Origin of the sequence: Kribbella voronezhensis (assembly GCF_004365175.1) — a bacterium.
Taxonomy (GTDB): Bacteria; Actinomycetota; Actinomycetes; order Propionibacteriales; family Kribbellaceae; genus Kribbella; species Kribbella voronezhensis.
This window is the reverse complement of sequence record NZ_SOCE01000001.1, coordinates 4,161,121-4,184,629: the sequence shown is the minus strand read 5'-3', so window position 1 is coordinate 4,184,629 and position 23,509 is coordinate 4,161,121. Positions and strand designations below refer to the sequence as shown.

20 protein-coding genes and 1 pseudogene are annotated in these 23,509 nt (G+C 69.1%); 11 read left to right on the top strand and 10 right to left on the bottom strand.

From position 1 onward, the window contains the following. Positions 1-2: 2 nt before the first annotated feature. Positions 3-746 (bottom strand): ArsR/SmtB family transcription factor, encoded by a 744-nt coding sequence (locus EV138_RS19395; RefSeq protein WP_133980278.1) that lies wholly within the window; start codon positions 744-746, stop codon positions 3-5. 64 nt (positions 747-810) lie between these two features. Here EV138_RS19395 and EV138_RS19390 point away from each other — a divergent pair, with 64 nt between their 5' ends. After that, a complete protein-coding gene (locus tag EV138_RS19390) occupies positions 811-2,040 on the top strand; it encodes an MFS transporter (RefSeq protein ID WP_133980277.1) in 1,230 nt (409 codons plus the stop codon). Positions 2,041-2,066: 26 nt separating this feature from the next. On the opposite strand, the gene EV138_RS38110 is transcribed toward EV138_RS19390, so the two are convergent. After that, positions 2,067-3,881 (bottom strand): serine/threonine-protein kinase, encoded by a 1,815-nt coding sequence (locus EV138_RS38110; protein WP_238158233.1) that lies wholly within the window; start codon positions 3,879-3,881, stop codon positions 2,067-2,069. Positions 3,882-3,943: 62 nt separating this feature from the next. Here EV138_RS38110 and EV138_RS19380 point away from each other — a divergent pair, with 62 nt between their 5' ends. The 6 genes and pseudogenes from EV138_RS19380 to ptsP all read left to right on the top strand — a co-directional run bounded on the left by EV138_RS19380 (position 3,944) and on the right by ptsP (position 9,929). After that, on the top strand, positions 3,944-4,504 hold the full coding sequence (locus EV138_RS19380; protein WP_112248486.1) for an RNA polymerase sigma factor: 561 nt from the start codon (positions 3,944-3,946) through the stop codon (positions 4,502-4,504). Between the two features lie 12 nt (positions 4,505-4,516). Then, entirely contained in the window at positions 4,517-5,758 is a 1,242-nt protein-coding gene (locus tag EV138_RS19375; RefSeq protein WP_133980276.1) for an MFS transporter, read from the top strand. A gap of 91 nt (positions 5,759-5,849) precedes the next feature. After that, positions 5,850-6,854, top strand: coding sequence for a dihydroxyacetone kinase subunit DhaK (gene dhaK / locus EV138_RS19370; RefSeq protein ID WP_133980275.1), 1,005 nt, complete (start codon positions 5,850-5,852; stop codon positions 6,852-6,854). Between the two features lie 2 nt (positions 6,855-6,856). Further along, positions 6,857-7,477: a dihydroxyacetone kinase subunit DhaL gene (dhaL, locus tag EV138_RS19365; RefSeq protein WP_133982008.1), complete on the top strand. Its 621-nt coding sequence runs from the start codon at positions 6,857-6,859 to the stop codon at positions 7,475-7,477. A 64-nt stretch (positions 7,478-7,541) separates the two neighbouring features. Then, a pseudogene (gene dhaM / locus EV138_RS38610) lies at positions 7,542-7,955 on the top strand (dihydroxyacetone kinase phosphoryl donor subunit DhaM); the annotation flags it as partial. An 18-nt stretch (positions 7,956-7,973) separates the two neighbouring features. Then, positions 7,974-9,929: a phosphoenolpyruvate--protein phosphotransferase gene (gene ptsP, locus EV138_RS19360; RefSeq protein WP_369410830.1), complete on the top strand. Its 1,956-nt coding sequence runs from the start codon at positions 7,974-7,976 to the stop codon at positions 9,927-9,929. Here ptsP and EV138_RS19355 read toward each other — a convergent pair. Both EV138_RS19355 and EV138_RS19350 read right to left on the bottom strand, forming a co-directional pair. Continuing rightward, positions 9,917-10,564 carry a cupin domain-containing protein gene (locus EV138_RS19355; RefSeq protein ID WP_133980273.1) on the bottom strand — a complete coding sequence of 216 codons (648 nt, stop codon included), beginning with the start codon at positions 10,562-10,564 and terminating at the stop codon, positions 9,917-9,919. The genes ptsP and EV138_RS19355 overlap by 13 nt on opposite strands. After that, complete coding sequence (locus EV138_RS19350; protein ID WP_238158232.1) at positions 10,561-11,112, bottom strand: GNAT family N-acetyltransferase; 552 nt, start codon at positions 11,110-11,112, stop codon at positions 10,561-10,563. Before EV138_RS19350 ends, EV138_RS19355 begins: the two co-directional genes overlap by 4 nt. 116 nt (positions 11,113-11,228) lie before the next feature. Between EV138_RS19350 and EV138_RS19345 the strand changes: the two genes are divergently transcribed. After that, positions 11,229-11,813, top strand: coding sequence for an RNA polymerase sigma factor (locus tag EV138_RS19345; protein WP_133980272.1), 585 nt, complete (start codon positions 11,229-11,231; stop codon positions 11,811-11,813). Beyond that, positions 11,800-12,648 (top strand): hypothetical protein, encoded by an 849-nt coding sequence (locus EV138_RS19340; protein ID WP_133980271.1) that lies wholly within the window; start codon positions 11,800-11,802, stop codon positions 12,646-12,648. Before EV138_RS19345 ends, EV138_RS19340 begins: the two co-directional genes overlap by 14 nt. Before the next feature lie 3 nt (positions 12,649-12,651). On the opposite strand, the gene EV138_RS19335 is transcribed toward EV138_RS19340, so the two are convergent. Beyond that, positions 12,652-13,149, bottom strand: coding sequence for a DUF1707 SHOCT-like domain-containing protein (locus tag EV138_RS19335; protein ID WP_133980270.1), 498 nt, complete (start codon positions 13,147-13,149; stop codon positions 12,652-12,654). 188 nt (positions 13,150-13,337) lie between these two features. Between EV138_RS19335 and EV138_RS19330 the strand changes: the two genes are divergently transcribed. Further along, on the top strand, positions 13,338-15,413 hold the full coding sequence (locus EV138_RS19330) for a hypothetical protein (protein WP_202866766.1): 2,076 nt from the start codon (positions 13,338-13,340) through the stop codon (positions 15,411-15,413). A gap of 34 nt (positions 15,414-15,447) precedes the next feature. Next, positions 15,448-17,712 carry a hypothetical protein gene (locus tag EV138_RS19325; RefSeq protein WP_133980268.1) on the top strand — a complete coding sequence of 755 codons (2,265 nt, stop codon included), beginning with the start codon at positions 15,448-15,450 and terminating at the stop codon, positions 17,710-17,712. Here the strand turns inward: EV138_RS19325 and EV138_RS19320 are convergent. The 5 genes from EV138_RS19320 to purS are packed head-to-tail and all read right to left on the bottom strand — an operon-like array spanning position 17,701 to position 23,472. After that, a complete protein-coding gene (locus tag EV138_RS19320) occupies positions 17,701-18,201 on the bottom strand; it encodes a tyrosine-protein phosphatase (RefSeq protein WP_166678642.1) in 501 nt (166 codons plus the stop codon). The genes EV138_RS19325 and EV138_RS19320 overlap by 12 nt on opposite strands. A gap of 4 nt (positions 18,202-18,205) precedes the next feature. After that, positions 18,206-20,467, bottom strand: coding sequence for a phosphoribosylformylglycinamidine synthase subunit PurL (gene purL, locus EV138_RS19315; protein ID WP_133980266.1), 2,262 nt, complete (start codon positions 20,465-20,467; stop codon positions 18,206-18,208). Continuing rightward, on the bottom strand, positions 20,445-22,553 hold the full coding sequence (locus EV138_RS19310) for a hypothetical protein (protein ID WP_238158231.1): 2,109 nt from the start codon (positions 22,551-22,553) through the stop codon (positions 20,445-20,447). Before EV138_RS19310 ends, purL begins: the two co-directional genes overlap by 23 nt. Next, positions 22,553-23,224, bottom strand: coding sequence for a phosphoribosylformylglycinamidine synthase subunit PurQ (purQ, locus tag EV138_RS19305; RefSeq protein ID WP_133980265.1), 672 nt, complete (start codon positions 23,222-23,224; stop codon positions 22,553-22,555). Before purQ ends, EV138_RS19310 begins: the two co-directional genes overlap by 1 nt. Then, on the bottom strand, positions 23,221-23,472 hold the full coding sequence (gene purS, locus EV138_RS19300) for a phosphoribosylformylglycinamidine synthase subunit PurS (RefSeq protein WP_133980264.1): 252 nt from the start codon (positions 23,470-23,472) through the stop codon (positions 23,221-23,223). The genes purQ and purS overlap by 4 nt, the downstream gene beginning before the upstream one ends. Between the last annotated feature and the right edge of the window lie 37 nt (positions 23,473-23,509).

Here is a 23,509-nt window from a genome sequence, read left to right as displayed (position 1 = left end):
CCTTAGGCCAATAACTTGAGTTCGGTCAGGCCGGCCCGGCCGGCGGAGGTGAGGTCGATCGCGCGGTGGTGGGGGCGGCGGGCGATCCAGGCGCGGTCGAAGAGTGCGGTCGCGAGCGCTGCGCCGAGGCGGCCGGCCAGGTGGTGTCGCTGTTCGCTCCAATCGACGCAGAACCGCAACAGGCGGCGCGACGAGCCGCCTGCCGACAGGTCGATGCCGAGCTCGCCGAAGATCTCGGGTGCGGCCGGGCCCAGCTCGTACGGGCCGTGCGGCAATTGCTGAGCCAGTGGGTCGTCTGGTCGCCGCTCCGCGCCGGAGCCGCCATCAGTTCGCAGGAGCGCCTCCCGGCGTACGAGGGCTTCCAGTAGGGCGACTCCGAGCCGCCCGGCGACGTGGTCGTAGCAGGTGCGGGCCTCGCGGAGCGCTGCCGCTCTGGTGCTCTGCCGTAGCGACCTGATCGGCTGTGGGCGAGCGATCCTGGCCACCGCTTCGACTGCGGCGGCTACCTCCGGACCGGCGAGGCGGTAGTACCTGTGGCGGCCGGAGGTCTCCACTGTGAGCAGTCCGCCGTCCAGCAGCTTGCGGAGATGCGAACTGACGGTCTGGGCAGAGACACCCGCCTCTGTTGCCAGCAGCGAGGCAGGCAGGGCTCTCCCGTCGGCCAACGCCATCAGTACCTTGGCTCTGGCCGGTTCAGCCAGCAGCGCGGCGGCTGCGGCGACATCTGCGTCTCCGGCTCGTTCCATGGCTCCATGGTGGCACCGGCACACTTCGACGAACCCCGAAGTGTTACCGGGCCAGACTGGAACCATGTTGCTCGCGGTGCTCTGCGTCGGGATCTTCCTCGTTCAACTGGACGTCACCGTCGTGAACGTGGCGTTGCCCGCGCTCCGGCTCGACCTGCACACCAGCCTGGCCGGTCAGCAATGGGTGGTCAGCGGCTACATGATCACGCTCGCGGCCCTGCTCCTGATCTGCGGCGCCGCCGGTGACCGGACCGGCCATCGCAAGGTGGTGCTGACAGGACTCAGCGTCTTCGGCCTGGCGTCGCTGGGCTGCGGTGTCGCACCCAGCATCGAGGTGCTCGTCGCTGCTCGAGCCGTGCAAGGCGTAGGCGCCGCGCTCCTGCTGCCTGGCACGCTCGCCGTCATCACCGACCTGTACGCCGACGGCGCCGCTCGCGCCCGGGCTGTCGGTATCTGGGCCGGCGCCGGTGCCCTCGCTCTGCCGTCAGGCCCGATCCTGGGCGGCCTGCTGGTCAGTGCCTTCGGTTGGCGCGCTGTGTTCCTGATCAACCTGCCACTCATCGGAGCCGCCATTCCCCTCGCCGTACGGCTTGTCCCGGCTCGGGAGCCCGGTGGCCCGGCGGCCCGGTCGCGGCTGGTGCTGAACCGTGCATTCGTCGGCAGCAACGTGATCGCCGGGCTGATGAACCTTGTCGGGCTCGGGACGATCCTGGTGATGACTCTCTACCTGCAAGAGAGGCTCGGGCACGGGGCGCTGCGGGCGGGACTGGAGCTGCTGCCGTTGTTCGCGCCCCTCGCGGTACTAGGGCCTGTCAGCGGGCGGATCACCGCTCGGCTCGGGCCACGGCTGCCGATGACGGCAGGACTACTGCTCGGGGCTGCAGGATCTGCTTGCCTGCTGCTGGTGCGGCCCAGCAGCGCGTACGCCGTCGTCGTACCGGTCGAGCTCGGACTCGGCATCGGGATGGGGTTCCTCACCGCCGCGGTCGTCAGCGCGGCGATCGCCTCACTGCCGGCCGATCGCGCCGGCTTCGCCAGCGGAGTGAACAACACTGCCCGCCAGGCCGTCGGAGCGCTCGGAATCGCCTTGTACGGCGCGGTTGTGGGCAGCCCGGCGACAAGTGCGGGATTCGTCCGCGGGCTGCATCACCTGGCGTGGATCGGTGCCGGGTTGTGGTTGGCCGCGGCGTTGCTCACCTGGCTGACGATCTCGTCAGCGCGGCCAGATGGTCCGGAACACGACAGAGCGCAGCCGGTAGAAACGACGACGTCCGGACTGGAGCAGAGCGGGTGACGGCCGGAGCCGTTCGACGTCAATCCTCACGAGTTCCCATCACCGGCGTAGGAGATCGAATTGGCAATCGCGAGCGCGCGGGCCTGATCGGCCGCTGACACCTGCACCTGGACGAGCAGGGAGTAGCCGCCGGGGAAGGTCGCGACTCGCTGGAGCAGCATATTCCCGCCGGGGCAGCCGGTCGAAATCCTGTCCACGGCGTCGTAGCCGTTGATGCTGCTCCTGGTGAGCTCGTTGTCGCTGTTGCACCCGTACTGCGCCCCGCCGGTCAGCTTCTTGTCCGGATCGGTTGCCTGCGGCATCACTCCGACGAACAGTCCGCGGGTGGAGGTTCCGGGCGCGGTCCAGGTGTCGTCCCGGCTGACGCGGAAGGCGGGGCGATCGGTCGGACTGCCCGGCGGACGCCAGTTGCCCTGGACCACGAAGCCGGCCAGCTCCTTGGGCACCTTCGCGGTGAAACTGCCTTGCGTCACGGGGACGACGCGACGCGGTTCGTAGTACCGCTCCGCGAAGAAGCCCGCGCCGCCACCGAGGATCAGGGCGAGCAAAGCGGCGACAACCCATCGACCGCGTCGCCGTCGCTTCGTCGGCGCAGCGGTCGCGCCGACCGGGTCGGTGCCTTGGGTGCCGAGCAGACCAACAGGCGCCGACGCGACGTTCGCGCGATCAGCAGCCGAGGAACCAGCGCCGGTTCCCGTGCCGGCGATCGTGCCGACGCCACCGTCGATGCCGGTTCCCGTGCTCGTCTCAGCGCCAGCGCCAGCGCCGACTACTGCTTCCGCGCCGGTGGCGTCGGCGGTGCCGACCCCCGCGGTGCCTGACGCTTGTGCGCCGGCGGCTGGAGTGGCTAAGGCTGCGGCGGTGTCGTCGGTGGGTTTGATCACGGTCGGCGCGTTCGAGTCGCTCAGGGAGGTGGTCTCGCCGGCGGGGTCGACCGTCGCGGTCTCGGCGTCAGCCGTTGCCGGCTCGGTTTGCACGTCGGCGACGCCGGCCGAGGCGGTCTTGACGGGGGTGACGAAGTGCTGGGTGGTCTCGTCGAGAGCTCCGACGAGTTCGCGGGTGAAGGTGGCGACGTCGGGCCAGCGCTTCTCGCGGTCGGGGTCGAGAGCGCGCACGATCGCAGCGTCCACCCGGTCGGGTACGGCGAATCCCAGCGAGCTCGGCGGAGGCGGCGCCTGGACGCGCCCGGCGGCACCCAGACCGTCGACCTGGTGCGGCGAGCGGCCGGTCAACGCGGCGTACGCAACAGCGCCGAGCGAGTACTGATCGGCTCGCTGGTCGAGGCGGTCCCCCATCGCCTGCTCAGGGGCGACGTACGACGGCGTACCGCCAGGCATCGTGATCCTGGACACCTCGTCCAGCGATTTGCCCAGGCCCAGGTCGGACAGGACCGCCCTGTCCCCCTCGTCCGTACTGCGGAAGAGCACGTTGGCGGGCTTCACGTCGCGATGCAGCAACCCGCGCCGGTGCAGCGCCTGCAGGCCGCGACCCACCTGGACGATCACGCCGACCGCGGTCTCGAGGACCAGCGGCTCCTTCTTCAACCGGTCCGCGAGCGTGCCGCGGTCGGCGTACGTGAGCACCAGGAACGGCCGGCCGTCCTCCAGTTCGCCCACATCGTGGACCTGGACGACGTGCTCGGACTCGACCCGGCGCAGGAACCGGCCCTCCTCGAGGAAGCGGCGGCGTACCGAGTCGTCGTGCGCCCAGTTGTCGGCCAGCACCTTGACGGCGACCTCCGCGTCCAGTTGCTCGTCGTACGCGAGCCAAACCGTCGCGAAACCGCCTGAGCCCAGGCGTCGGCGCACGACGTACCGGCCTAGTCTGGATGGGACCCCCATACAAGGCATTATGGAGTACTCGGAGTCCCACGCCCGGGGGACCGCTGACAACGAAGGCGCAGATGAGCGAAAGCAGCAGCCCGACCGACGAGCTGGCCGTCCTGGCCGAGCGTGCCGCCGGCGGTGACAAGAACGCGATGGACGACCTGTTGCGGCAGGTCCATCCCCGCGTCCTGCGGATCTGCCGCAGTGTGCTGCCGTACTCCGCCGACGCCGAGGACGCCGCTCAGGAGGCGTTGCTCAACATCGCCACCAAGATCCACACGTACTCCGGCCGCAGCAGCTTCTCCACCTGGGTGCACTCGGTCGCGGCGAACTCGGCCCGCTCGACGTACCGCAAGCTCAAGCGCACCGCCCAGGCGGCCCACAACCCCGAGCAGATGGAGAAGCCCGACCCGCGGACCACCAGCGTCATCGCGGGCACCCGGCTCGACCTGCTCGAAGCCCTGGAAACCCTCGAACGCGACCGTCCGCAGATGGTGACCCCGCTCGTCCTCCGCGACGTCTACGGCCTCTCCTACGAAGAAATCGCCGCCGAGGTCGGAGCCCCCCTCGGCACGATCAAGTCCCGCATCCACGACGCCCGCGAAGTCGTCCGCCCCCTCCTACGCCCGAAGGACTGACCGACTCGCGGCATGGCCGGACCCAGACGTCTGCTGCACAACGGGGACTATCTCCGGTTGATGAGTGGGCAGAGCATCAGCTCGCTCGGTACGGCGATGAGTTCGTTCGTGTTCACGCTGCTGGCGATGGCGATCACCGGGTCGCCGGTTCAGGCTGGGCTGGTCGGTACTGCGGCTGCGCTCGGCGGCACGGTGGTCTCGCTGCCGGCGGGAGCGCTGGTCGACCGGCTCAACCGGCGGAAGGTGCTGGTCAGCTGTGGTCTGGTCGGTACCGTGCTGTACGGCTCGGTCGCGATCGCGGGCCGGCTTGATCGGCTGACGATCGTGCATCTGATCGTCGTCGCCTTCGGCAGTGGCGCCGGCAACGCGTTCTTCATGCCGGCGCAGAATGCCGCGCTCCGCACCATCGTCGAACCGCAGGACCTGGGTACTGCGATGGCCGCCAACGAGGGCCGCCAGCACGTCGCCGGGCTGCTCGGTGCACCGCTGGGCGGAGCGCTCTACTCGGTCGGCCGCGTGCTGCCGATCGCCTTCGACGCCGTGTCCTACCTGTTCATGACCTTCATGCTGATGACGATCCGCCGTCGGCTGCCGGCACCGCGGCCCGATGGGGACAAGCACGAGCCGATGCTGCGGGCGATCCGAACCGGGCTCAAGTGGGTCGTCCGTCAACCGGCCATCCGGGCGATGGCGGCGTCCGCGACGCTGATCAACTTCGCCGCCGGTGGGGCGCTGTTGGTGCTGATCCTCAATCTGCAGCGCAGAGGCGTGCACGCCTCGACGATCGGGTTGCTGGAGACCGGTATCGGCATCGGCGGCGTGCTGGGCGCGGTCGCAGCACCGGCGCTGCTTCGCCGGTTCAAAACCGGCAGGCTGGGGATCGTGGCGGCCTGGATCATCACGCTGGCGTTCGCGGCGACCGCGTTCCTGACTCGCCCGGTCATCCTGATCGTTCTGCTCGCCGGGGCGATCTTCCTGGTTCCCGCGTTCAACTCCGGGCTGTTCGGCTATCAGGTGATGATCACGCCGGACGGGATGCAGGGACGGGCCCAGAGTGCGATCGGCTTCCTGGCCAACGCCACGACTCCGCTCGCCCCCGCACTCGGCGGGATCCTGCTGGCCCATGCCGGTGCTCGCACCGCACTGATCATTTTCAGCGGGATCATGGCGCTGTCGGCCGTCATGCTCACGCTCAGCGGCCCGATCCGTGCGATCCCGCTACTGTCCGAAGCGGCCGCGGCCCAGGCCGGCTGAACCGATCCCGCCGTACGGCGAGCCGCGGCCGCGGACGGCGTACGGACTTCGGGGGCTCCCCTTGCGGCGTCCGGTGTGCTCAGATGGGTCCATGAAGAAGCTCATCAACGACCCTGCCGATGTTGTGAGTGAAGCGCTGCTGGGGATGGAGGCCGCGCACCCTGATCGCCTACGGGTGGATCATCAGAACCGGATCGTCTACCGCAAGGAAGCTCCCAGAGCCGGGAAGGTCGGCCTGATCTCGGGTGGCGGGTCGGGGCACGAGCCGATGCACGGCGGGTTCGTCGGGCTCGGGATGCTCGATGCCGCGTGCGCGGGCGAGGTGTTCACCTCTCCGGTGCCGGACCAGATGATGGCCGCGACCAAGGCGGTGGACGCGGGCGCCGGCGTCCTGCACATCGTGAAGAACTACACCGGCGACGTGATGAACTTCGAGATGGCCGCCGAACTGGCCGCAGTCGACGCGGGCACCGAGGTCCTGTCCGTGGTCACTAACGACGACGTCGCCGTCCAGGACAGCCTGTACACGGCCGGTCGCCGCGGCGTCGGCGTGACCGTGCTGCTGGAGAAGATCGTCGGCGCCGCCGCCGAGGAAGGCCGCCCGTTGCAGGAGGTCGCCGACCTCGCCAAGCGCGTGAACGACAACGGCCGCAGCATGGGGATGGCGCTCACGTCCTGCACGGTGCCGGCCGCTGGCAAGCCCACCTTCGAGCTGGCCGAGAACGAGATGGAGGTCGGTATCGGCATCCACGGCGAGCCCGGCCGGCAACGGTTGCCGTTGGCATCGGCCAAGGAGATCGCGGGGATGCTGGTCGACCCGGTGCTCGGCGATCTTCCTTACAGCAAAGGCGATTCGGTCATCGCGTTCGTGAACGGGATGGGCGGTACGCCGCTGATCGAGCTCTACCTGATGTACAACGAGGTCCACCAACTGCTGGATCGCGCCGGGATCACCGTGGCCCGCTCGCTGGTCGGCAACTACATCACCTCCCTGGAGATGGCCGGCTGCTCGGTCACGCTCCTGAAGGTGGACGACGAACTGGTACGCCTCTGGGACGCCCCAGTGAACACCCCCGGCCTACGCTGGGGCGCGTGAGCATGGGTGTGGACGACTTCGCGAACTGGTTGCGGGACTCGGCGCGGGTGTTGCATGAGAATGCGGCGTACCTGACCGAGCTCGACTCGGCGATCGGGGATGCGGATCACGGCAGCAACATGGATCGTGGGTTCGCGGCGGTTGTTGCGGTGCTGGACGAGACCACCTTCTCCTCCGTGGACGAAATGCTGAAGAAGGCCGGGATGACGCTGGTCAGCAAGGTCGGCGGGGCGAGCGGGCCCTTGTACGGAACGTTCTTCCTCCGCTTCGGGACCGCGCTGGCCGGCGCGGAACTCACGCCGGCCTCGATCGGCGAGGCGCTGAAGGCCGGCGTCGGCGGGATCCTTGCCCGCGGCAAGCCCGAACTCGGCGACAAGACCATGTACGACGCCTGGGCACCGGCGCTGGAGGCGTACGACGCGGCCGTCGCCGGCGGCTCGGATCTCGCCGGGGCACTCGCGGCAGCGGCCGAAGCGGCGGCGAAGGGGCGGGACGCCACGACTCCGTTGGTCGCCCGGAAGGGCCGCGCCAGCTATCTCGGCGAGCGGAGCGCGGGCCACCAGGATCCTGGCGCCACCAGCACGACCCTGTTGCTGGAGTCGGCCGCTCGCACGCTGGCATGATGCTCGCTGACATCCGGAGGGCCGAGGGCCCCGCCCCACGAGCGTTCCGGCGTTCAGGGGGCAACTGGTGATCGGGATCGTAGTGGTGTCGCACAGTCGCGCGCTGGCCGAGGCTGCGGTGGGGCTGGCGTCCGAGATGGTGAGCGAGGGCGACCGTCCGGTGATCGAGATCGCGGCCGGGCTGGACGAGACCACCTTCGGGACGGACGCGGCCGCCGTTGCCGAGGCGATCGGCGCGGCCGACAGCGCGGACGGCGTACTGGTGCTGCTGGATCTGGGCAGCGCGGTGCTGAGTGCCGAAATGGCCTTGGAATTCGTGGATCCGGAAGTCGCCGAGCGGGTCAAGCTGTCGAGCGCGCCGCTGGTCGAGGGGCTGGTCGCGGCGGTGGTGACGGCCTCGACCGGAGCACCGCTGGACGCAGTACTGGAGGAGGCTTCCCGTGGGTTGGCCGGGAAGCAGGATCACCTCGGCGACGGCCCAGCCGCCACCCAAGCTGTGGTTGCCTCAGACAACTTCGTCGAAGTTGCTGTCGGCAACGAGCACGGACTGCACGCCCGGCCGGCGGCGAAGGTGGTCGGGCTGGCTCGGCGGTTCGATGCCCGCGTCACCTTGACGAATCTGACGACCGGGCGCGGTCCGGTCGATGCGGGCAGCCTGAGCATGGTGGCGACACTCAACGCGCAGCAAGGTCATCGGCTGCGGGTCGGAGCGAGCGGTCCGGAGGCGCAGGACGCACTGGCTGCGATCAGTGCCTTGGCCGAGCGCGACTTCGACGACGTACCGGCCGCGCAGGCGGCGCGGCCGTCGGTCGGCCAGAGCAAGAGCGGGTCCGGGCTGGATGTGGCGATCGGGCCGGCCATCGTGGCGGACCGGGACGTCGATCTAGCCGGGTATCGAGCCGGCGAGAACGAGCAGCAGCGCATGCAGGACGCGCGGCGGGCATCGGAAGAGCAACTGCGGACGCTCAGGGATCAGACGGCAAAGACGGTCGGCGACGCCGAGGCCGCGATCTTCGATGCCCAACTGGCGTTGCTGGACGACTCTGTCGTGCTCGATTCCGTGGCGGAGGAGATCGGCGGAGGCGCGAACGCGCCGCGTGCCTGGAAGTCTGCGCTGGACGCGCTGGCGTCGAGCTTCGAAGGGCTGGACGACCCGTATCAGCGCGAGCGCGCGCAGGATGTCCGGAGCGTCCGCGATCGCGTACTGCGGGCCCTGGTGGGCGCGGCCGAACCGGTCTCGGCCGACGCGGGTGTGCTCGTCGTACGGGAACTGGATGCTGCTACTGCGGCTGCCGTCGACGCCGAGCGGATCACCGGGATCGCTGTCCGGGCGGCCGGGACGACCGGGCACGGCGTGATCGTGGCCCGGTCCCGCGGAATCCCTTTGATCACCGGGATCGGCGAGGTCGAGGTACCGCCCGGCGCGCTGGTCGGATTCGACGCGCGCGCCGGATCCTTTGTGGTCAATCCAGACGCAAACGTTTTCCGTACTGCGATCCGCGAGCGGACCGCTGAGCGCGAGACGGCGCTCGCCGACGCGGAGCAGCCGGCGGTGACCGTGGACGGGCAGACCATCCAGGTTTTCGCGAACGTGGGATCGGTGCAGGACGCGGCGGACGCGCGTGGCGCCGACGGGTCCGGCCTGGTGCGGACGGAGGTCTTGTTCGGCGACCGCCAGGTGGCGCCGACCGTCGAGGAGCAGGTCGAGGCGTTCCGGGCGATCGCGGCCGCGCTCGGCGGGAAGCCGATCACGATCCGCACCTGGGACATCGGCGGCGACAAGCCGTTACCGTTCCTTGCCCAGGGCAAGGAAGCGAACCCGTTCCTGGGCCAGCGCGGGATCCGGGTGTTCCGGCGGCGTCCCGAACTCCTCCGCGACCAGCTCAGGGCGATCTGTCAGGTGGCGCTCGAAACGCCGGTCCAACTGATGTTCCCGATGGTGACGACCGCCGAGGAAGTCGCCTGGGCGCTGGCCGAACTGGCCGACATCGGCTCGTCCGGCTGGGGCGTGAAGGTCGGCATCATGGTCGAGGTCCCGGCCGCCGCGCTGCGCATCTCGTCGCTGGCCGAGGGCCTGGATTTCGTCAGCATCGGCACCAACGACCTCACGCAGTACACGACGGCGGCCGACCGCGGCAACAGCGCCGTCGCCCCGCTGGCCGACGGGCTCGATCCGGCCGTCCTCCAACTCATCGACCGGGTCGTGCGCGAGGTGCCCGCCGGTGTCGAGGTGGCAGTCTGCGGTGACCTCGCGAGCGACCCCGCGGCCGCGGTTCTCCTTGCGGGCTTGGGAATCCGCGAGCTCAGCGCCGTCGGCCCGCAGGTGCCGGTGATCAAGTCCCGCCTCCGCCGGACCGACCTCACCGAGGCCGCCAAGACCGCAGCACATGCCCTCACCCTCACCAGCGCCACAGCCGTCCGCGACCTCCTCGACAGGAGTCAGGCGGAGTAGTAGAGGAGTTCTACGAGGTTGAAGCCCGACGTCTGACTCGTCTTGGCGGGGAGCGTGTGGGACTCGCCCGGGTTGAGGTAAGTGACCGTGGGTGAGCCCAGATCGAGGTCCACCACCAAAGCCGGGTAGGCGCCGGTGCGCCAGGTGAGGCTTTCGCCGGCGCCGAGGGTGACGTGCTGGACCCGGACGTCCGCCTCGTCGACGACGGTCTTGGTGGGAATCTCGCCGTCTTCCTCGAACCCGCTCTCCTGCGCGACGCCGGGCGCGACCTCGTACGGCGTACCGCCGGCCTCCTCGCCGAGGTCCAGCAGTTCGACGAGCCGGTTGAGGTACGGCGAGTCGCCGTCGTTCGTGAGCATGTGAACCGGGGAGACCGGGCGATAGACCGAGCCGCCGATGGTCTCACTGAGCTGCCGGGCCGGGCTGCCGTCGAGCCAGTCCATGTGGCAGGGCGACGTGGCGAGGCAGAGTACGACGTACGGGTTGTGGTGCAGGTGCCAGGCCTGCGCCTCGCCGGGCGCGAGCGAGACCTCCCAGACGCGGACGCGGGAGTTCTCCAGCAGGACCCGGGTGCCGATCTCTCCCAGCACGACCTCGGTGCCGTCGGGTGCCTGGACGGTGGTGCCTGCGGTCATCGTGCGTCTCCGATCTGATCGACTGAGCGTTCCATCGCGACACCGCCGAGGACGACGCCGTCGGGCATCGGCAGCTCGACGGCCTCGACCTCGGTGAAGCCGAAAGACTTGTACAGCGGTACGCCGGGAAGCGTCGCCATCAACGCCAGCCGGGTGAATCCCTCGGCCCGGGCGGCGTCCACGCAGGACGTCAGGATCGCCCGGCCGAGTCCGCGCCGGGTCCAGTCGGCGCGGACGAACATCGCCCGGATCCGGGCCGGCTCGGTCGCCGGGTCGAGCAACCGCTCGTCGGCGCCCGCGGCCGAGCCGTTGAAGAGTTTGTTGCGCCGGCTCCAGCCACCGCAGGCGACGATCTCGCCGCCGGCCTCGTGCACGTAGTACGTGCCGTCCTCGATCAGCGCGAGATCGAGGATCGCGATGTGGGCGGCGGCGCTGGCGACCTGACGGGCGTCGTAGTAGGCGGGGAACAGCTCGGCCACCGAGGCACGCATCAGTTCTGCGACGGCGGGTGCGTCGGCCGGCTCGGCAAGGCGTTGTGCGGCGATCACCCCGCAAGGCTATTTCAGCCTCGCGACGCGGCCATGATCAGGCCCTGATCGATCGGGAGGTCGTGCACTCCGGGTGGGGTGAAATGGGCGGCGGGGGTGGCGGACATGTGGAGGGTATGACGGAGATTTCGACCAGGGCCCGGCCGGGACCGGTGAGCGAGGCGAGCGTGCGGGACGAACCACGGGAAAGGTTCGAGCAGTTCTTCGCGGCCAACCGCGAGGCGGTGCTCGGGTACCTGCTCCGGCGGACAGCGGACCGGCACGACGCCGCCGACCTGCTCGCCGACACCTTCCTGGTCGCCTGGCGGCGGCTCGACGACGTACCGCCCGGTGACCAGACCAGACCGTGGCTGTACGGCGTGGCGCGGCGAGCGCTGGCCAATCATCGCCGGGGCGAGGGCCGCCGGCACGCGCTGGCGGACCGGCTCCGCGGCGAGTTGACCGAGCAGGTCGAGCCGCAACCGATGCCGGACAACACTCCGGCGGCCATCGCGTTCCGGTCGTTGTCCGAGCCCGACCAGGAGCTGTTGTCGCTGGTCGCCTGGGAAGAACTCGACACCGCCCAGATCGCGACCGCGCTCGGCATCACGCGCAACGCCGTACGGATCAGGTTGCACAGGGCAAGGAAACGGTTCGCCAGGTCGCTGACCGCCCATCCCCGGATCGCCCTCAGAGAAGAGGCTTCGCATGAAGACGCATGACCTCGACGCCGTCGTCCGCGGCCTCGACCCCTCCCCCAGCACCCAGCTCAGCGACTCCGCGTGGGCCGACCTCTCCGCCGGCATCACCGCCACCGTCGAGGACACAGCAGACCCGGTACGCCGTACGCCGGCACGCCCCCGTCTCCTGCTCGCGGCCGCCGGCCTGCTGCTCATCGGCGGAGTGGTCGCCGCGTCGGTGGCGAACCGGCCTGGTCAGGACCTCCCGCAGGCGTTGTCCGTCACCGACCGCGGTACGTCCCTGACCGTTCGGGTCGTCGATCAGGACGCCGACCCCAAGGCCTACAACCAGCAGTTCGAGAAGCTCGGGCTCGACATCAAGGTGCGGATGGTCGGCGTCTCGCCGTCGAACGTCGGCAACTACGCGACTTTCCTCTACAACACCGGCAGCGACGGCAGCCAACTCCACCTGCTCGAACCTGGCGAGAACTGCCCGGCGACCCTGAACGCGAGCGATCCGGGCTGCCAGTACGGCGTCGAGGTGAGCAAGTCGTTCAAGGGGCACGCCGAGATCGAGTTCGGCCGGGCCGCCAAGCCGGGTGAGATCTACCGAGCCTCACCGAACGAGGCCAACGCTCCTGGCGAGGAGTTGGCGGGTGTGTCGTACCGCAACCAGCGGGTGGCCGACGTCCAGAAGCTGCTCGCCACGCACGGCCTGTCTGTAGAGTCGTACTTCAACTCCAAGACCGAGATGGTCAACGGCGTCAACACCGCCAAGGAGGTCGACCCGGTGCCGGCTGACTGGTACGTCCACAGCGTGCAGCCGCATTCGCCGGGCAAGGTGATGCTCTGGATCGGCCCGGCGCCCGAGAAGTAGCGGTCAGCGGCGGCGCTCGGGTGCGGTGCGGGCCCGGGTGCCGTTCCGCGCCCAGCGCCAGGTGGCCAGGACCCAGACGGTCGACGGGATGCCGAAGATCGCGGCCGCCACCTCACGGCCGAAGAGCAGGAAGACCAGTCCGGCCAGCATGAAGGGGAGCGCCAGCCAGACGGTCGCGATGAAGGCCGCCCAGCGCCACCGGCCTGGTTTGCGGGGTTCGCGCAGGTACAGCTGCGGGACCGGCAGTCCCTCGAAGACAGCCACCAGATCCCCATGGGTGACGGCCACGTGCAACAGGTCGAGCCGCTGGTCCAGCTCGCGGACGTCGAGCCTGCCGACCGCGAACTGCTCGGCGAGATCGTCCGAACAGATCCGGCGCTCCTGGTCGGTCAGCCGGACGGCCTGCACCTTCCGGCGCGCCGCCGCCTCCCGGGCCTCCCGCCCGGCCGCAGCCGCCATCCCGGTCAGATTCACCAGATTCGGCTTCGCCTTCTCGGCCATCCACTCTCCCCACTCGCCTCCCTCCGAGTGTGCCAGACGCCTGGTCGACAACCGTTGGAAACGACCTGCTGAAAGATTCAGTCGCAGCTACCCCGGTCGAAGCCACAATTGACCACTACGCCGACGTCTTGCCCGCGCCTGTTCGGCTGCGGCATCGTGACTGGCATCGCCAGGCAGGGGGCCGACCGGTGGCGGATCAACCTCGCACGATCATGATTCAGGACTGGTTCACGGTCCCGGCCGTGCCGGACGAGACCCTGCGCTCGATCTACGGACAGCGCACTCCCGATCCCCGCGTCGAGTTCGTCGCGCTGACCGTCGAGTACTACGTCCGCGCGCAGGCCGTGCGTTCACTCACCCGCACCCGGGTGCTGGACGCGATGCGCGGCCGGATCACCGCGGACAACGTGTGGGACCTGGTCCGGTTGCTGGCCCGGCTCGGGCTCGCCGAGGAGTTCTTCGCCCTGGCCGCGCTCGAGGTGGACCGCGACTCCGCCTTCCGCGGCTTCCTGCTCGGGCTGGATCCGATCCTGATGGACGCGATCCGGCACTACTCGTTCTGGAACACCGTGAACCCCAAGCTGTTCTTCGAGGGCTTCGTGGTCGGGGTCGCGGCGTCGTACGCCACTGTCGTGGTCGATCTGGTTAAGTTGCTCCAACTGGTCGGCCGGCTGCAGAACGAAGGCTTCAGCACCCTGTACCTGCTCGCCACCGAACCAGATGCCGGACTGAACCGGCTCGACGAGCAGGTGGCGGTGGTCAAGCAGGTCTTCTCCGCGCTGCTCGACGAACTCGATCCGACCACCCTGCCGGCCAAGCTGCTCAAGGTCTGGCGGGACTGGAACCGGGAGTTCGAGCACGACCTGGAGAACCTCGACTGGTTCGCGGCCGGCAAACGCCTCGGCCGGATCGCCGGCGACCTCTACCAACTGCTGGTCGGCATCGCCGAGCTGATGGCATTGCTCAAGGTCGCCGTCAAGGCGGCGATCCGCTACGCGCCACTCCTGGTCGGCGTACTCCGTGGCGCCGCGGCCCAGCTCGCGCTGCTGACCCGCCAGCTCGCCGCGGTCCTGATCGCCATCGGCAAGGCGGTGATCGAGGCCGCACCGCGGGTCGGGATGGATCTGCTCCGCACGCTCTTCCCACCCGAAGTACTACGGCCGCTGATCCGCGAGGGCCGGGCCTTTCTGGCGCAGGGCGAGCTCACCTTGTCGGCGGTCTTCCAGGCCGCCCACGCGGAAGCGTTCGCCGGAGCGGGCGCGGGCACCGGGTACGGCGTACTGGTGAGCCAGAACAACAAGCCGGTCTTCATGGCAGCGACCTCCGAACTGGTGTCGTCGGCCGGCCGCCAGGCGACACGAGCCGAGCTCGACCAGGCGCTGGATGCCATCCTTGCCAAGCTCGACGAGGCATTCGCGCCACTTCTGAAACCCGCCACGCCCGCCAACCTGTCCACTGCGGTGACCTACGCGACCAGGGCGGGCCAACTGGCCCGCCGGCTCACGACGCAACTGAACGGCTTCCTCCAGCAGGTCGCGTACGCCGCCTTCGTCGAGCTCCGCAAACTCGGCCGGGTCAATCCGGGGCAACTCGGCCAGATCATCCACCGGGCGATGGAGATCGAGGTGGCGAAGCTGATCGGCGAGGTCGCACCGGGAGTGCTGCCGATCACGGAGAAGACGCTCAAGGTGACGCTGGAGACGATCAAGTCGTCGGCTCCCGAACTCGGACCGCTGCTCACCAGGGCGGACCGCGCGCTCGGCCGGACCATCGCCCAGATGCTGCTCGAACATCCCGATCGCGAGCTGTTGCTCAAGTTGGTCGGGTTCGACGCCAAGGGCGCGGCCGATACCGAGCGGGCGCTCGCGAGTCACCTGAGCAAGCGGTTCGGCTGGAAGACGACCACCACGGTCGGCGACCTGAAGTCGGATCTGCTGTTGCTGGACCCGAACGCGCGCCGCGTCACGAACGTGGACTGGACGTCGTCGACCAAGCTGGAGAAGTTCGAGGAAACCTGGGGCAAGGTCGCGGAAGACCTCGGCGGGGAGTTCGACGGCAACTGGGAGGCGATCGCCGACGCCTACGTCAAAGCCGGCAAGGGCGGGGTCCCGGCCGAGGTGGTGAAAGGGCTGGAGGAGCTGACCACGCACGCCGTACGGGAGACCGTCGTACGGCAGGCGGCCTTGCAGTCCGTGTTCGGTGAGTTGTTCTACGTCCTGTCGCACGAGATGACCTACAAGGGTCTGAATTCGCTGTTCAAGTAGTCGATCGGGCCGTCCGCCCGAGGGGGAATCAACGATGAGCAAAGTGGTCGTCGCCGATATCGACACCGACGGGCTCGGCTTCGCCGCCGCCTTCTCCGACCGGTACGTGTACTCCAACTACTTCGTCCCGGTGCTGATCACGTTCGACGACGAGGTCACACCGATCCTGCCGTTCTACGCCAAGCAGCAACTGCTGGAGGCGCTGCGCTACGGCGGCCTCGATCGCGACCGGCTGCCCGGCATCCTGAAGAAGCTCGGGTTGAGCCGGCTCTGGGACGCCAACAACATGGACGCCGCCGACGAGAACCTCCCGTACACCGACTCGACCATGGTGTTCGCCGAACGGCCGCAGTCGCGCCCGACGATCCTCGGCAGCCAGGAGACCGAGTTCGTGGCCGGGCTCCTTCAGTCCGACCTCGGCTACGCCTTCCTGGACCGGACCAGGATCCGGCCGGCCGGGTTCGCGCTCGGCGAGCACCTGTACGCGCTCGCGCTCGCGCCCGGCGAGGAGGTCGTGCTCGAGCAGAAGACGTACACGAAACGCCAACTGACGTTGGAGGAACAGGACGAGACCGAGCGGCAGTTCGACGTCGAGCTGACCAGCAGCCTGAGCACCGAACTGCAGGAAGGTTTCGAGCGGCAGCGGTCACTCACCGACAGCTGGGGGCTGAACGCCAGCCACACCGGCGAGTACCACAGCCCGGAGTTCTTCTGGGGCAAGTTCAACGCCAGCCACACGATCGCGTACACGAAGAACGTCACCGACGCGCATCAGGAGACGGCCCGGCGGGCGGTCAAGGACAACCAGACGGCCAGTTCCAAGGTGGCCGCGAAGTACCGCACCCAGCACAAGACCGACTTCAAACTGGTCACCGAGTCCGGCTTCGAGTCCACCTCGAAACGGACCCTGCGCAACCCGAACCGGATCACCCCGATCACCTTGCACTACTTCAAGGTGCTGCAACGCCTGCAGTTGCAGCAGGAGCGGTACGGCGCGCGGCTGTGCTGGGCACCGAGCATCAAGGATCCCGCGAACACCTTCTTCGGCCGGATCCTGAAAGGCCGCGAGGCGATCATGGCTGCCGCGACCGCCGCGCTCCCGCCGATCCCCCAGGAGCCGAAGAAGACCGAACCTGCCGCGGGCCCGACCCCGACCACACCTGCCACCCAGGTGAACACCTCGGCCGTCGTCCCCGCGAACCAGTGGGGCTGGACCGGCGACATGCGGGCCGACTACGACATCGACGTACCGTTCGACTCCGGGGCGCTGCAGTGGGACGACGACGCCGACTTCATCGAGCAGAACATCAACGTCATCACCAGACGGCCGCAGGAGACCGTCAGCCGGTACGTCGTCGGCACGCCGTACCCGACGTCGGCGGACGGTGGCTCCGTCCTGCGGGTGCGGGTCCACATCGGCTGCCCGTCCTGGCTGGGTGGCCCCGGCATCGAGCTGCAACTGAAGGCGCGGTTCCGGGAGAAGTCGACGATCGTGCAGCAGGTCGGCGAGGACACGAAGTACAACGCGGACCTGGCAGCGTACCGCACGGCGCTGCAGGCGTGGAACGACAAGCGCGACGCGGCTCTCGAGCAGGCCCATGCCGACGCGGACGCGCTGGAGCTGCGGATGAAGCGCGGCCTCGAGCCGGTGAACGAGATGATCTCGCAGATCATCGAGCAGCGGTTCCCCGCCGGTGTCCGGGACGAGTGCTGGGAGATCGACTACTGGCAGCGCATCTTCGACTGGGAGCGCGCCTCGTTCGTCGCCTACCCGAGCTGGTGGTCGACCGGTGACAGCCGCGAACCCACGCTGGATCCGTCCGACTTCATCAACGCCAGCTGGGCGAAGCTCTACCTGCCGGTGCGGGCCGGGATGGAGCTCTTCGCGCTGCGCTGGATCTTCGGCAAGTCGGTCGCGGCGCCACTCGGATCGGTGATCGAGAAGCAGTTCGAGCGGCTGATCGAGGACCTGCGCAAGTTCCGCGGCACGATCATCGGCGAACCGGACGAGGTGCCCGACCTGACCACGGACTGCCAGGACACCCCGGAGAAGGTGTACTGCGTCGCGCACTGGGCCGAGCTGATGCCGACGGACGGCACCCATCTCGAGATCGTGCAGGGTGCCACCAGCGCGGCCGACGCGGTCACCAGCCAGGAGATCACCGACGCCGAGGCGATGCGCGCGGCCCTGCTCGCGGCCGAGAAGCAGGCCGGCAAGCTCAAGGACCGCGCCTGGGACCAGATGACCGAGCCGGCCGAACTGGAGGTCCACATCGGGACCCCGCCCTCAGCCGGTTAGCTTCTCGCGGAGGCGGTCGAGTTGTTCGAAGGTGAGGCCGCTCGCGGTGAGGTAGCCGGCGACGTCTGTGGAGCCGAGGAACGCGACCATCGCCAGGCACGCGTCCGCGCAGTACAGGTTGAGGGCGCCTTCGTTCAGCGGCTCCGGCGCGGTCTCGTCGGCCGCGCGGAGCTCGAGTTCGTAGTCGTCCAAAATGTCCGCGACCGGCGTTCCGGCGAGGGTCTGCAGCATCGCGGCGATCATCGAGGTGCGGTCCCCGAAGACCAGGACGTCGCCGGCTTCGGCGTCCGCGATCCGCGCGAAGACCGACGTGATCGGACCGGGCGAGCGCCGCAGCGCCTCCCCGTAGTACGCCGGTCCGTCGGGCCCCTCGTCGGGCACCTCGACCCCGGTGACTCCGGCAGCGATCAACTGCTCCCGTACCGCGTCACTCGGCGGCCCAGATCGGTAGACCTGGCCGCCGAGCTGACGTGCACCTTCCCAATCCACTCGATCAGCCGAGGGCGGCCGGGAGGGTGGCGGTCCAGGTCTCACGGAGTTCGGACAGCGAGACCTCGAACTGGTCCTGGACATCGAGGGACTCGCCGGTGACGACGCCGATCTTGGTGTGCGGGAAGCGGCGCGCGGTGCACATGTCGGTGAACCGGACCTCCTCGGTCCGCGGTACGGCGACGACCGCGCGGCCGGCCGACTCGGCGAACAGGAACAGGAACGGGTCGAGGCCGTCCGGCGCCCACACCCGCGCGCCGACGCCACCGCGCAGGGCGGACTCGACCAGCACCTGGGCGACACCGCCGTCGCTCACGTCGTGAGCCGCGTCGATCAGGCCGTCGCGCGACGCGTTGATCAGGATGTCCGCGAGCTGCGCCTCAGCGGCCAGGTCCACCGCCGGCGGGCGACCGCCGAGGTGGCCGTGGATGACGTGGGCCCACTCCGAGCCGGACAGTTCCTCGTCGGTCTCGCCGAGCAGGTAGAGCTGGTGGCCCTCCATGTCGGCGGTGAAGCCGATCGGCGTACGGCGGGTGACGTCGTCGATGACGCCGAGCACGCCGACGACCGGCGTCGGCAGGATCGGGGTCTCGCCGGTCTGGTTGTAGAACGACACGTTGCCGCCGGTCACCGGGATGCCCAGCTCGATGCAGCCGTCGACCAGGCCACGGATGGCCTCGGAGAACTGCCACATCACGCCCGGGTCCTCCGGCGAACCGAAGTTCAGGCAGTCGGTCACCGCGGCCGGCCGGGCGCCCGTGGTGGCGACATTGCGGTAGGACTCGGCGAGCGCGAGCTTGGCGCCGGTGTACGGGTCGAGCTTGGCGAAGCGGCCGTTGCAGTCGGTGGAGACCGCGACACCGAGGCCGCTCGTCTCGTCGACCCGGATCATCCCGCTGTCCTCGGGCTGCGCGAGCACCGAGTTGCCGAGCACGTACCGGTCGTACTGGTCCGTCACCCAGGACTTGTCGCACAGGTTCGGCGACGCGATCAGCTTCAGCAGCGTGTCCCGCAGCTCCGCGCCAGTGGTTGCCCGCGGCAACTTCTCGGCGCCGTCGGCCTGCAGCGCGTCCATCCACTCCGGCCGCGCGTACGGGCGCTCGTAGACCGGGCCCTCGTGCGCCACGGTCCGCGGCGGTACGTCGACCACCCGCTCGCCGTGCCAGTCGATCTGCAACCGGCCGGTGTCGGTGACCTCACCGATCACGTCGGCCTGGACGTCCCACTTCGCGCAGATCTTCAGGAAGCTTTCGACATTCTCGGGCGTGACGACCGCCATCATCCGCTCCTGCGACTCGCTCATCAGAATCTCTTCCGGAGCAAGGGAGGCGTCCCGCAGCGGCACCTTGTCGAGCGAGACGTACATGCCGCCGTCACCCGCGCTGGCCAGCTCCGAGGTCGCACAGGACAGGCCGGCGCCACCGAGGTCCTGGATGCCCTCGACGATCCGGGCCGCGAACAGTTCGAGCGTGCACTCGATCAGCAGCTTCTCCATGAACGGGTCACCGACCTGTACTGCGGGGCGCTTGGTCGGGCCACCCTCGGCGAAGGTCTCACTCGCGAGCACGGAAACGCCGCCGATGCCGTCGCCGCCGGTCTTGGCGCCGTACAGGATGATCTGGTTGCCGATGCCGGTCGCGTTCGCCAGGTGCAGGTCCTCGTGCCGCATGACGCCGACGCAGAGCGCGTTCACCAGCGGGTTGCCCAGGTACGTTGAGTCGAAGACGACCTCGCCGCCGATGTTCGGTAGACCGAGGCTGTTGCCGTAGCCGCCGACGCCCGACACGATCCCCGGCAGCACGCGCTTGGTGTCCGGCGCGTCCAGCGGGCCGAACCGCAGCGGGTCCATCACCGCGACCGGGCGGGCGCCCATCGCGAGGATGTCGCGGACGATCCCGCCGACCCCGGTCGCCGCGCCCTGGTACGGCTCCACGTACGACGGGTGGTTGTGCGACTCGACCTTGAAGGTGACCGCGTAGCCCTCACCGATGTCGATCACGCCGGCGTTCTCGCCGATCCCCGCGAGCATCTTGCCGGCCGGGGTCTCCTGCGGGATGTCGCCGAACTTCTTGAGGTGCACCTTGGACGACTTGTACGAGCAGTGCTCGCTCCACATCACCGAGTACATCGCCAGCTCGCAGCTGGTCGGCCGCCGGTCCAGGATGTCGCGGATCCGCTGGTACTCGTCCGGCTTCAGCCCGAGCTCCGCCCACGGCTGCTCCACGTCCGGCGTACTGGTCGCGTTACTGACGGTGTCGGTCGACACTTGATGACTCCTGAACTAGGTGGGACTCGGGTAAAACGGTAGCCGCCATGAGGTGAGCTACGAGCAGAGGAAGGGTGAAACCGGCCATGATCGCGGGCAGTGCCACCCCGGCGTCGTTGAGCAGCATGCCGACCAGACCACAGGTCGACAGCGCGAGCAGGGTCGGCCGGATCATCGGCCGGCTGACGTAGTACCGGCGGTAGCTCTCGAACGGGACCTTGTCCGGCCAGACGGTCGCGATCATCGCCAGCACGACGCCGGCGAGCATGAACCAGCCAGCCGGAGTGTGGAAGAAGGCCAGCGACATCTGCAGCTTGCGGATCAGCACGTCGCCCACATCCCCGTCGAGCAGGCGCGCTACGAAGGTGCCGAAGTGACTGCGCTGATCCTCGGGCCGCAGGTAGTCCAGGAAGGCGACCGCCGACACTGCGAGCACTCCTGCGATGCCGATACCGATCAGAGCCTTCAGCGAGATGCTGCCGCGCCACGTCAGCCAGGCCAGCAGGAGCACTGCGGGCGTCAGCGCGATGATGCCGCCGAAGTCCGTCCCCCAGCCCGGCTTGCCGTCCACGATGATCGCCAGGCCTCCGATGACCAGTACTGCGAGCGCAGCCTGCATCCGGCTTCGCTCCAGCAGCTTCTGCGCCACCCAGCCCGCAGTCACGAGCGCAGCGACAGCCAGCGTCGCGAAGGTGGAGTTTCCGAAGCCGTAGAACCGTCCCCCGATCACCGGCCCGTCCGCGAACATGCTGCCGAACTGCAGCGGGGTCCCCAGCACACCGTCGACCAGCAAGATCACGTACGCCGCCAGCAGGATCCCCAGTCCGGCGTACTGCTTCAGCAACACCTTCGCGACTCCGGCGAACACCGCGCTGATCCCCAACACCACGCAGTACAAGGAGAAACCAGGCGACGGCCACCGCCACCAGACAGTTGCCGTGGACAAGAACACCGCGATGAAGAACCCGCCCTGCGCCAGCATGGTGAACTCACTCGTACTACGTGCCCGCCGGCTCCTGGTGACCAGGAACCAGCCGAGTGCCGCCAACTGCGCCACCAGCAACGTCATCGCGACCGCGATCAACACCGGCCGCGGATGCTCGAACCGCTCGTTCGTATCCAGCCGATCCTCGATCACCGCGGCCGCGTCGGTGTGCTTGTCACCGGCGGCTGAGATCACGTTGCCGTCGAGGGGACCGGGCTGCTCCTCGCCGGCGGGGTCCAGTTCCTTCGCCTGGCCGCGGAGGATCGTCGCGGTCACGTCGGTGAGCTGGATCAACCCAGGCCTACGGGTGGAGTCGCTGGTCAGCCAGCGCGGCCCGTCGGCCGGTGGCAGTTGCAGCGCGACCAGCGGCTCCTGGTGGGCGTTGGCGATCTCCTGGCCGATGCCGACCAGCAGCACCCAGGCGTCCGGCGCGGCACCCTCGGCCTGCTTCACCAGCTCGGCGACGCGCTTGCGCGCTTCCTCGCGCCCCTCGCGCAGCGGCATGACGCCGGCATCGATGATCGCGTCGCCACAGCCGCCCAGCTTGGTCAGCTCGACGCCGGGCTGCCAATCGCCCACCGTTCCGTCGGCCCGCGCGACCGCGATCGCCGCGCCCGGCCCGAAACCGCAGACTCCCTGGCGACTCTCGGCCAGCCGGCCCAGCGGAGCGCCGGTGTGGTGCTCCGCCTGGCGGTCCACGTACGTCTGCCAGTCGGAGATCTTGCCATTGGCAACGGTCGGCAGCTCACCGCAGGCGTCGCCGGGAACACTCCCCCAGGCCCGGGTGCCGGCGCTGATCGTCAGCCAGCCGTCGACCGGACAGGTGTGCGGACCGGCCGTCTTCACCGTGATCGAGCCGACATTCGCCTGGTTCACCAGCGCTGTCAGGTCCGGTGAGCCTTTCACGTCGTACCAGGTCAGCCCGGCGGCGCCGATCACGATCACCTTCGCCGGCAGGGTCCGCGGCGCCTGCTCGGCCGTCGGCGGCGCGGCGTACGCAGTACCGGCCGAGGCTGCCGCGAAGAGGGCGAGGCCGAGCGCTAGCGTCCGAAGGAACGTGGGGCGGGCCCTGCGGTTCTTCGGACGCGAGCGATGGTTCATCAGGAGGAGACGACGGCCTTGAGCACCGAGGTGAAGAAGCCGAGGCCGTCCGTGCTCGGACCCGTCAGGGTCTCGACGCAGTGCTCCGGGTGCGGCATCAGACCGACCACGTTGCCGCGCTCGTTCGTGATCCCGGCGATGTCGCGGTACGACCCGTTCGGGTTCTCGTCGAGGTAGCGCGCGACCACCAGGCCCTCGCCCTCGAGCCGGTCCAGGGTGGCCTCGTCCGCGACGAAGGAGCCGTCCTGGTTCTTCAGCACGATGGTGATCTCGTGGTTCGCGTCGTAGTCGCTGGTCCAGGCGGTGCGGTTGTTCTCGATCCGCAGCGGCTGGTCCTTGCAGATGAACTTGCGGTGGTGGTTCTTGATCAGCGCGCCGGGCAGCAGGTGCGACTCGCAGAGCACCTGGAAGCCGTTGCAGATCCCGAGCACCGGCAGGCCCTCGCCCGCCTTCTTGATGATGGTCTCCATCACCGGGGCGAACCGGGAGATCGCGCCGGCGCGCAGATAGTCGCCGTACGAGAAGCCGCCGGGCAGGACCACCGCGTCGACCCCGTGCAGGTCGGCGTCGCCGTGCCAGAGCGCGACCGCCTCGGCCCCGGCGACCGCGGCCGCCCGGCGGGCGTCGACGTCGTCGAGCGAGCCCGGGAAGGTGACGACTCCGATCTTCACTGGTCGTCCTCGACGTGCAGGGTGTAGTCCTCGATCACCGGGTTGGCCAGCAGCGTGTCCGCTGCCTTGCGGATCTCGGCGACCTTCTCCTCGGTCGCCTCACCGTCCAGGGTGATCTCGAACCGCTTGCCCTGACGGACATCGGCCACGCCGTCGAAGCCGAGCCGGCCGAACGCACCGTGCACCGCCTTGCCCTGCGGGTCGAGAATCTCGGGCTTGAGCATGACGTCCACGACAACGCGGGCCACTGACACTCCTGGTTTCGATGCGGCGCTGACGGGCTGA

What these genes read in the sequence shown, in the direction of transcription:
- EV138_RS19395 (WP_133980278.1), bottom strand. Translation starts at nt 746, where the DNA reads ATGGAACGAGCCGGAGACGCAGATGTCGCCGCAGCCGCCGCGCTGCTG.
- EV138_RS19390 (WP_133980277.1), top strand. Translation starts at nt 811, where the DNA reads ATGTTGCTCGCGGTGCTCTGCGTCGGGATCTTCCTCGTTCAACTGGAC.
- EV138_RS38110 (WP_238158233.1), bottom strand. Translation starts at nt 3,881, where the DNA reads ATGGGGGTCCCATCCAGACTAGGCCGGTACGTCGTGCGCCGACGCCTG.
- EV138_RS19380 (WP_112248486.1), top strand. Translation starts at nt 3,944, where the DNA reads ATGAGCGAAAGCAGCAGCCCGACCGACGAGCTGGCCGTCCTGGCCGAG.
- EV138_RS19375 (WP_133980276.1), top strand. Translation starts at nt 4,517, where the DNA reads ATGGCCGGACCCAGACGTCTGCTGCACAACGGGGACTATCTCCGGTTG.
- dhaK (WP_133980275.1), top strand. Translation starts at nt 5,850, where the DNA reads ATGAAGAAGCTCATCAACGACCCTGCCGATGTTGTGAGTGAAGCGCTG.
- dhaL (WP_133982008.1), top strand. Translation starts at nt 6,857, where the DNA reads ATGGGTGTGGACGACTTCGCGAACTGGTTGCGGGACTCGGCGCGGGTG.
- EV138_RS19355 (WP_133980273.1), bottom strand. Translation starts at nt 10,564, where the DNA reads ATGACCGCAGGCACCACCGTCCAGGCACCCGACGGCACCGAGGTCGTG.
- EV138_RS19345 (WP_133980272.1), top strand. Translation starts at nt 11,229, where the DNA reads ATGACGGAGATTTCGACCAGGGCCCGGCCGGGACCGGTGAGCGAGGCG.
- EV138_RS19340 (WP_133980271.1), top strand. Translation starts at nt 11,800, where the DNA reads ATGAAGACGCATGACCTCGACGCCGTCGTCCGCGGCCTCGACCCCTCC.
- EV138_RS19335 (WP_133980270.1), bottom strand. Translation starts at nt 13,149, where the DNA reads ATGGCCGAGAAGGCGAAGCCGAATCTGGTGAATCTGACCGGGATGGCG.
- EV138_RS19325 (WP_133980268.1), top strand. Translation starts at nt 15,448, where the DNA reads ATGAGCAAAGTGGTCGTCGCCGATATCGACACCGACGGGCTCGGCTTC.
- EV138_RS19310 (WP_238158231.1), bottom strand. Translation starts at nt 22,553, where the DNA reads ATGAACCATCGCTCGCGTCCGAAGAACCGCAGGGCCCGCCCCACGTTC.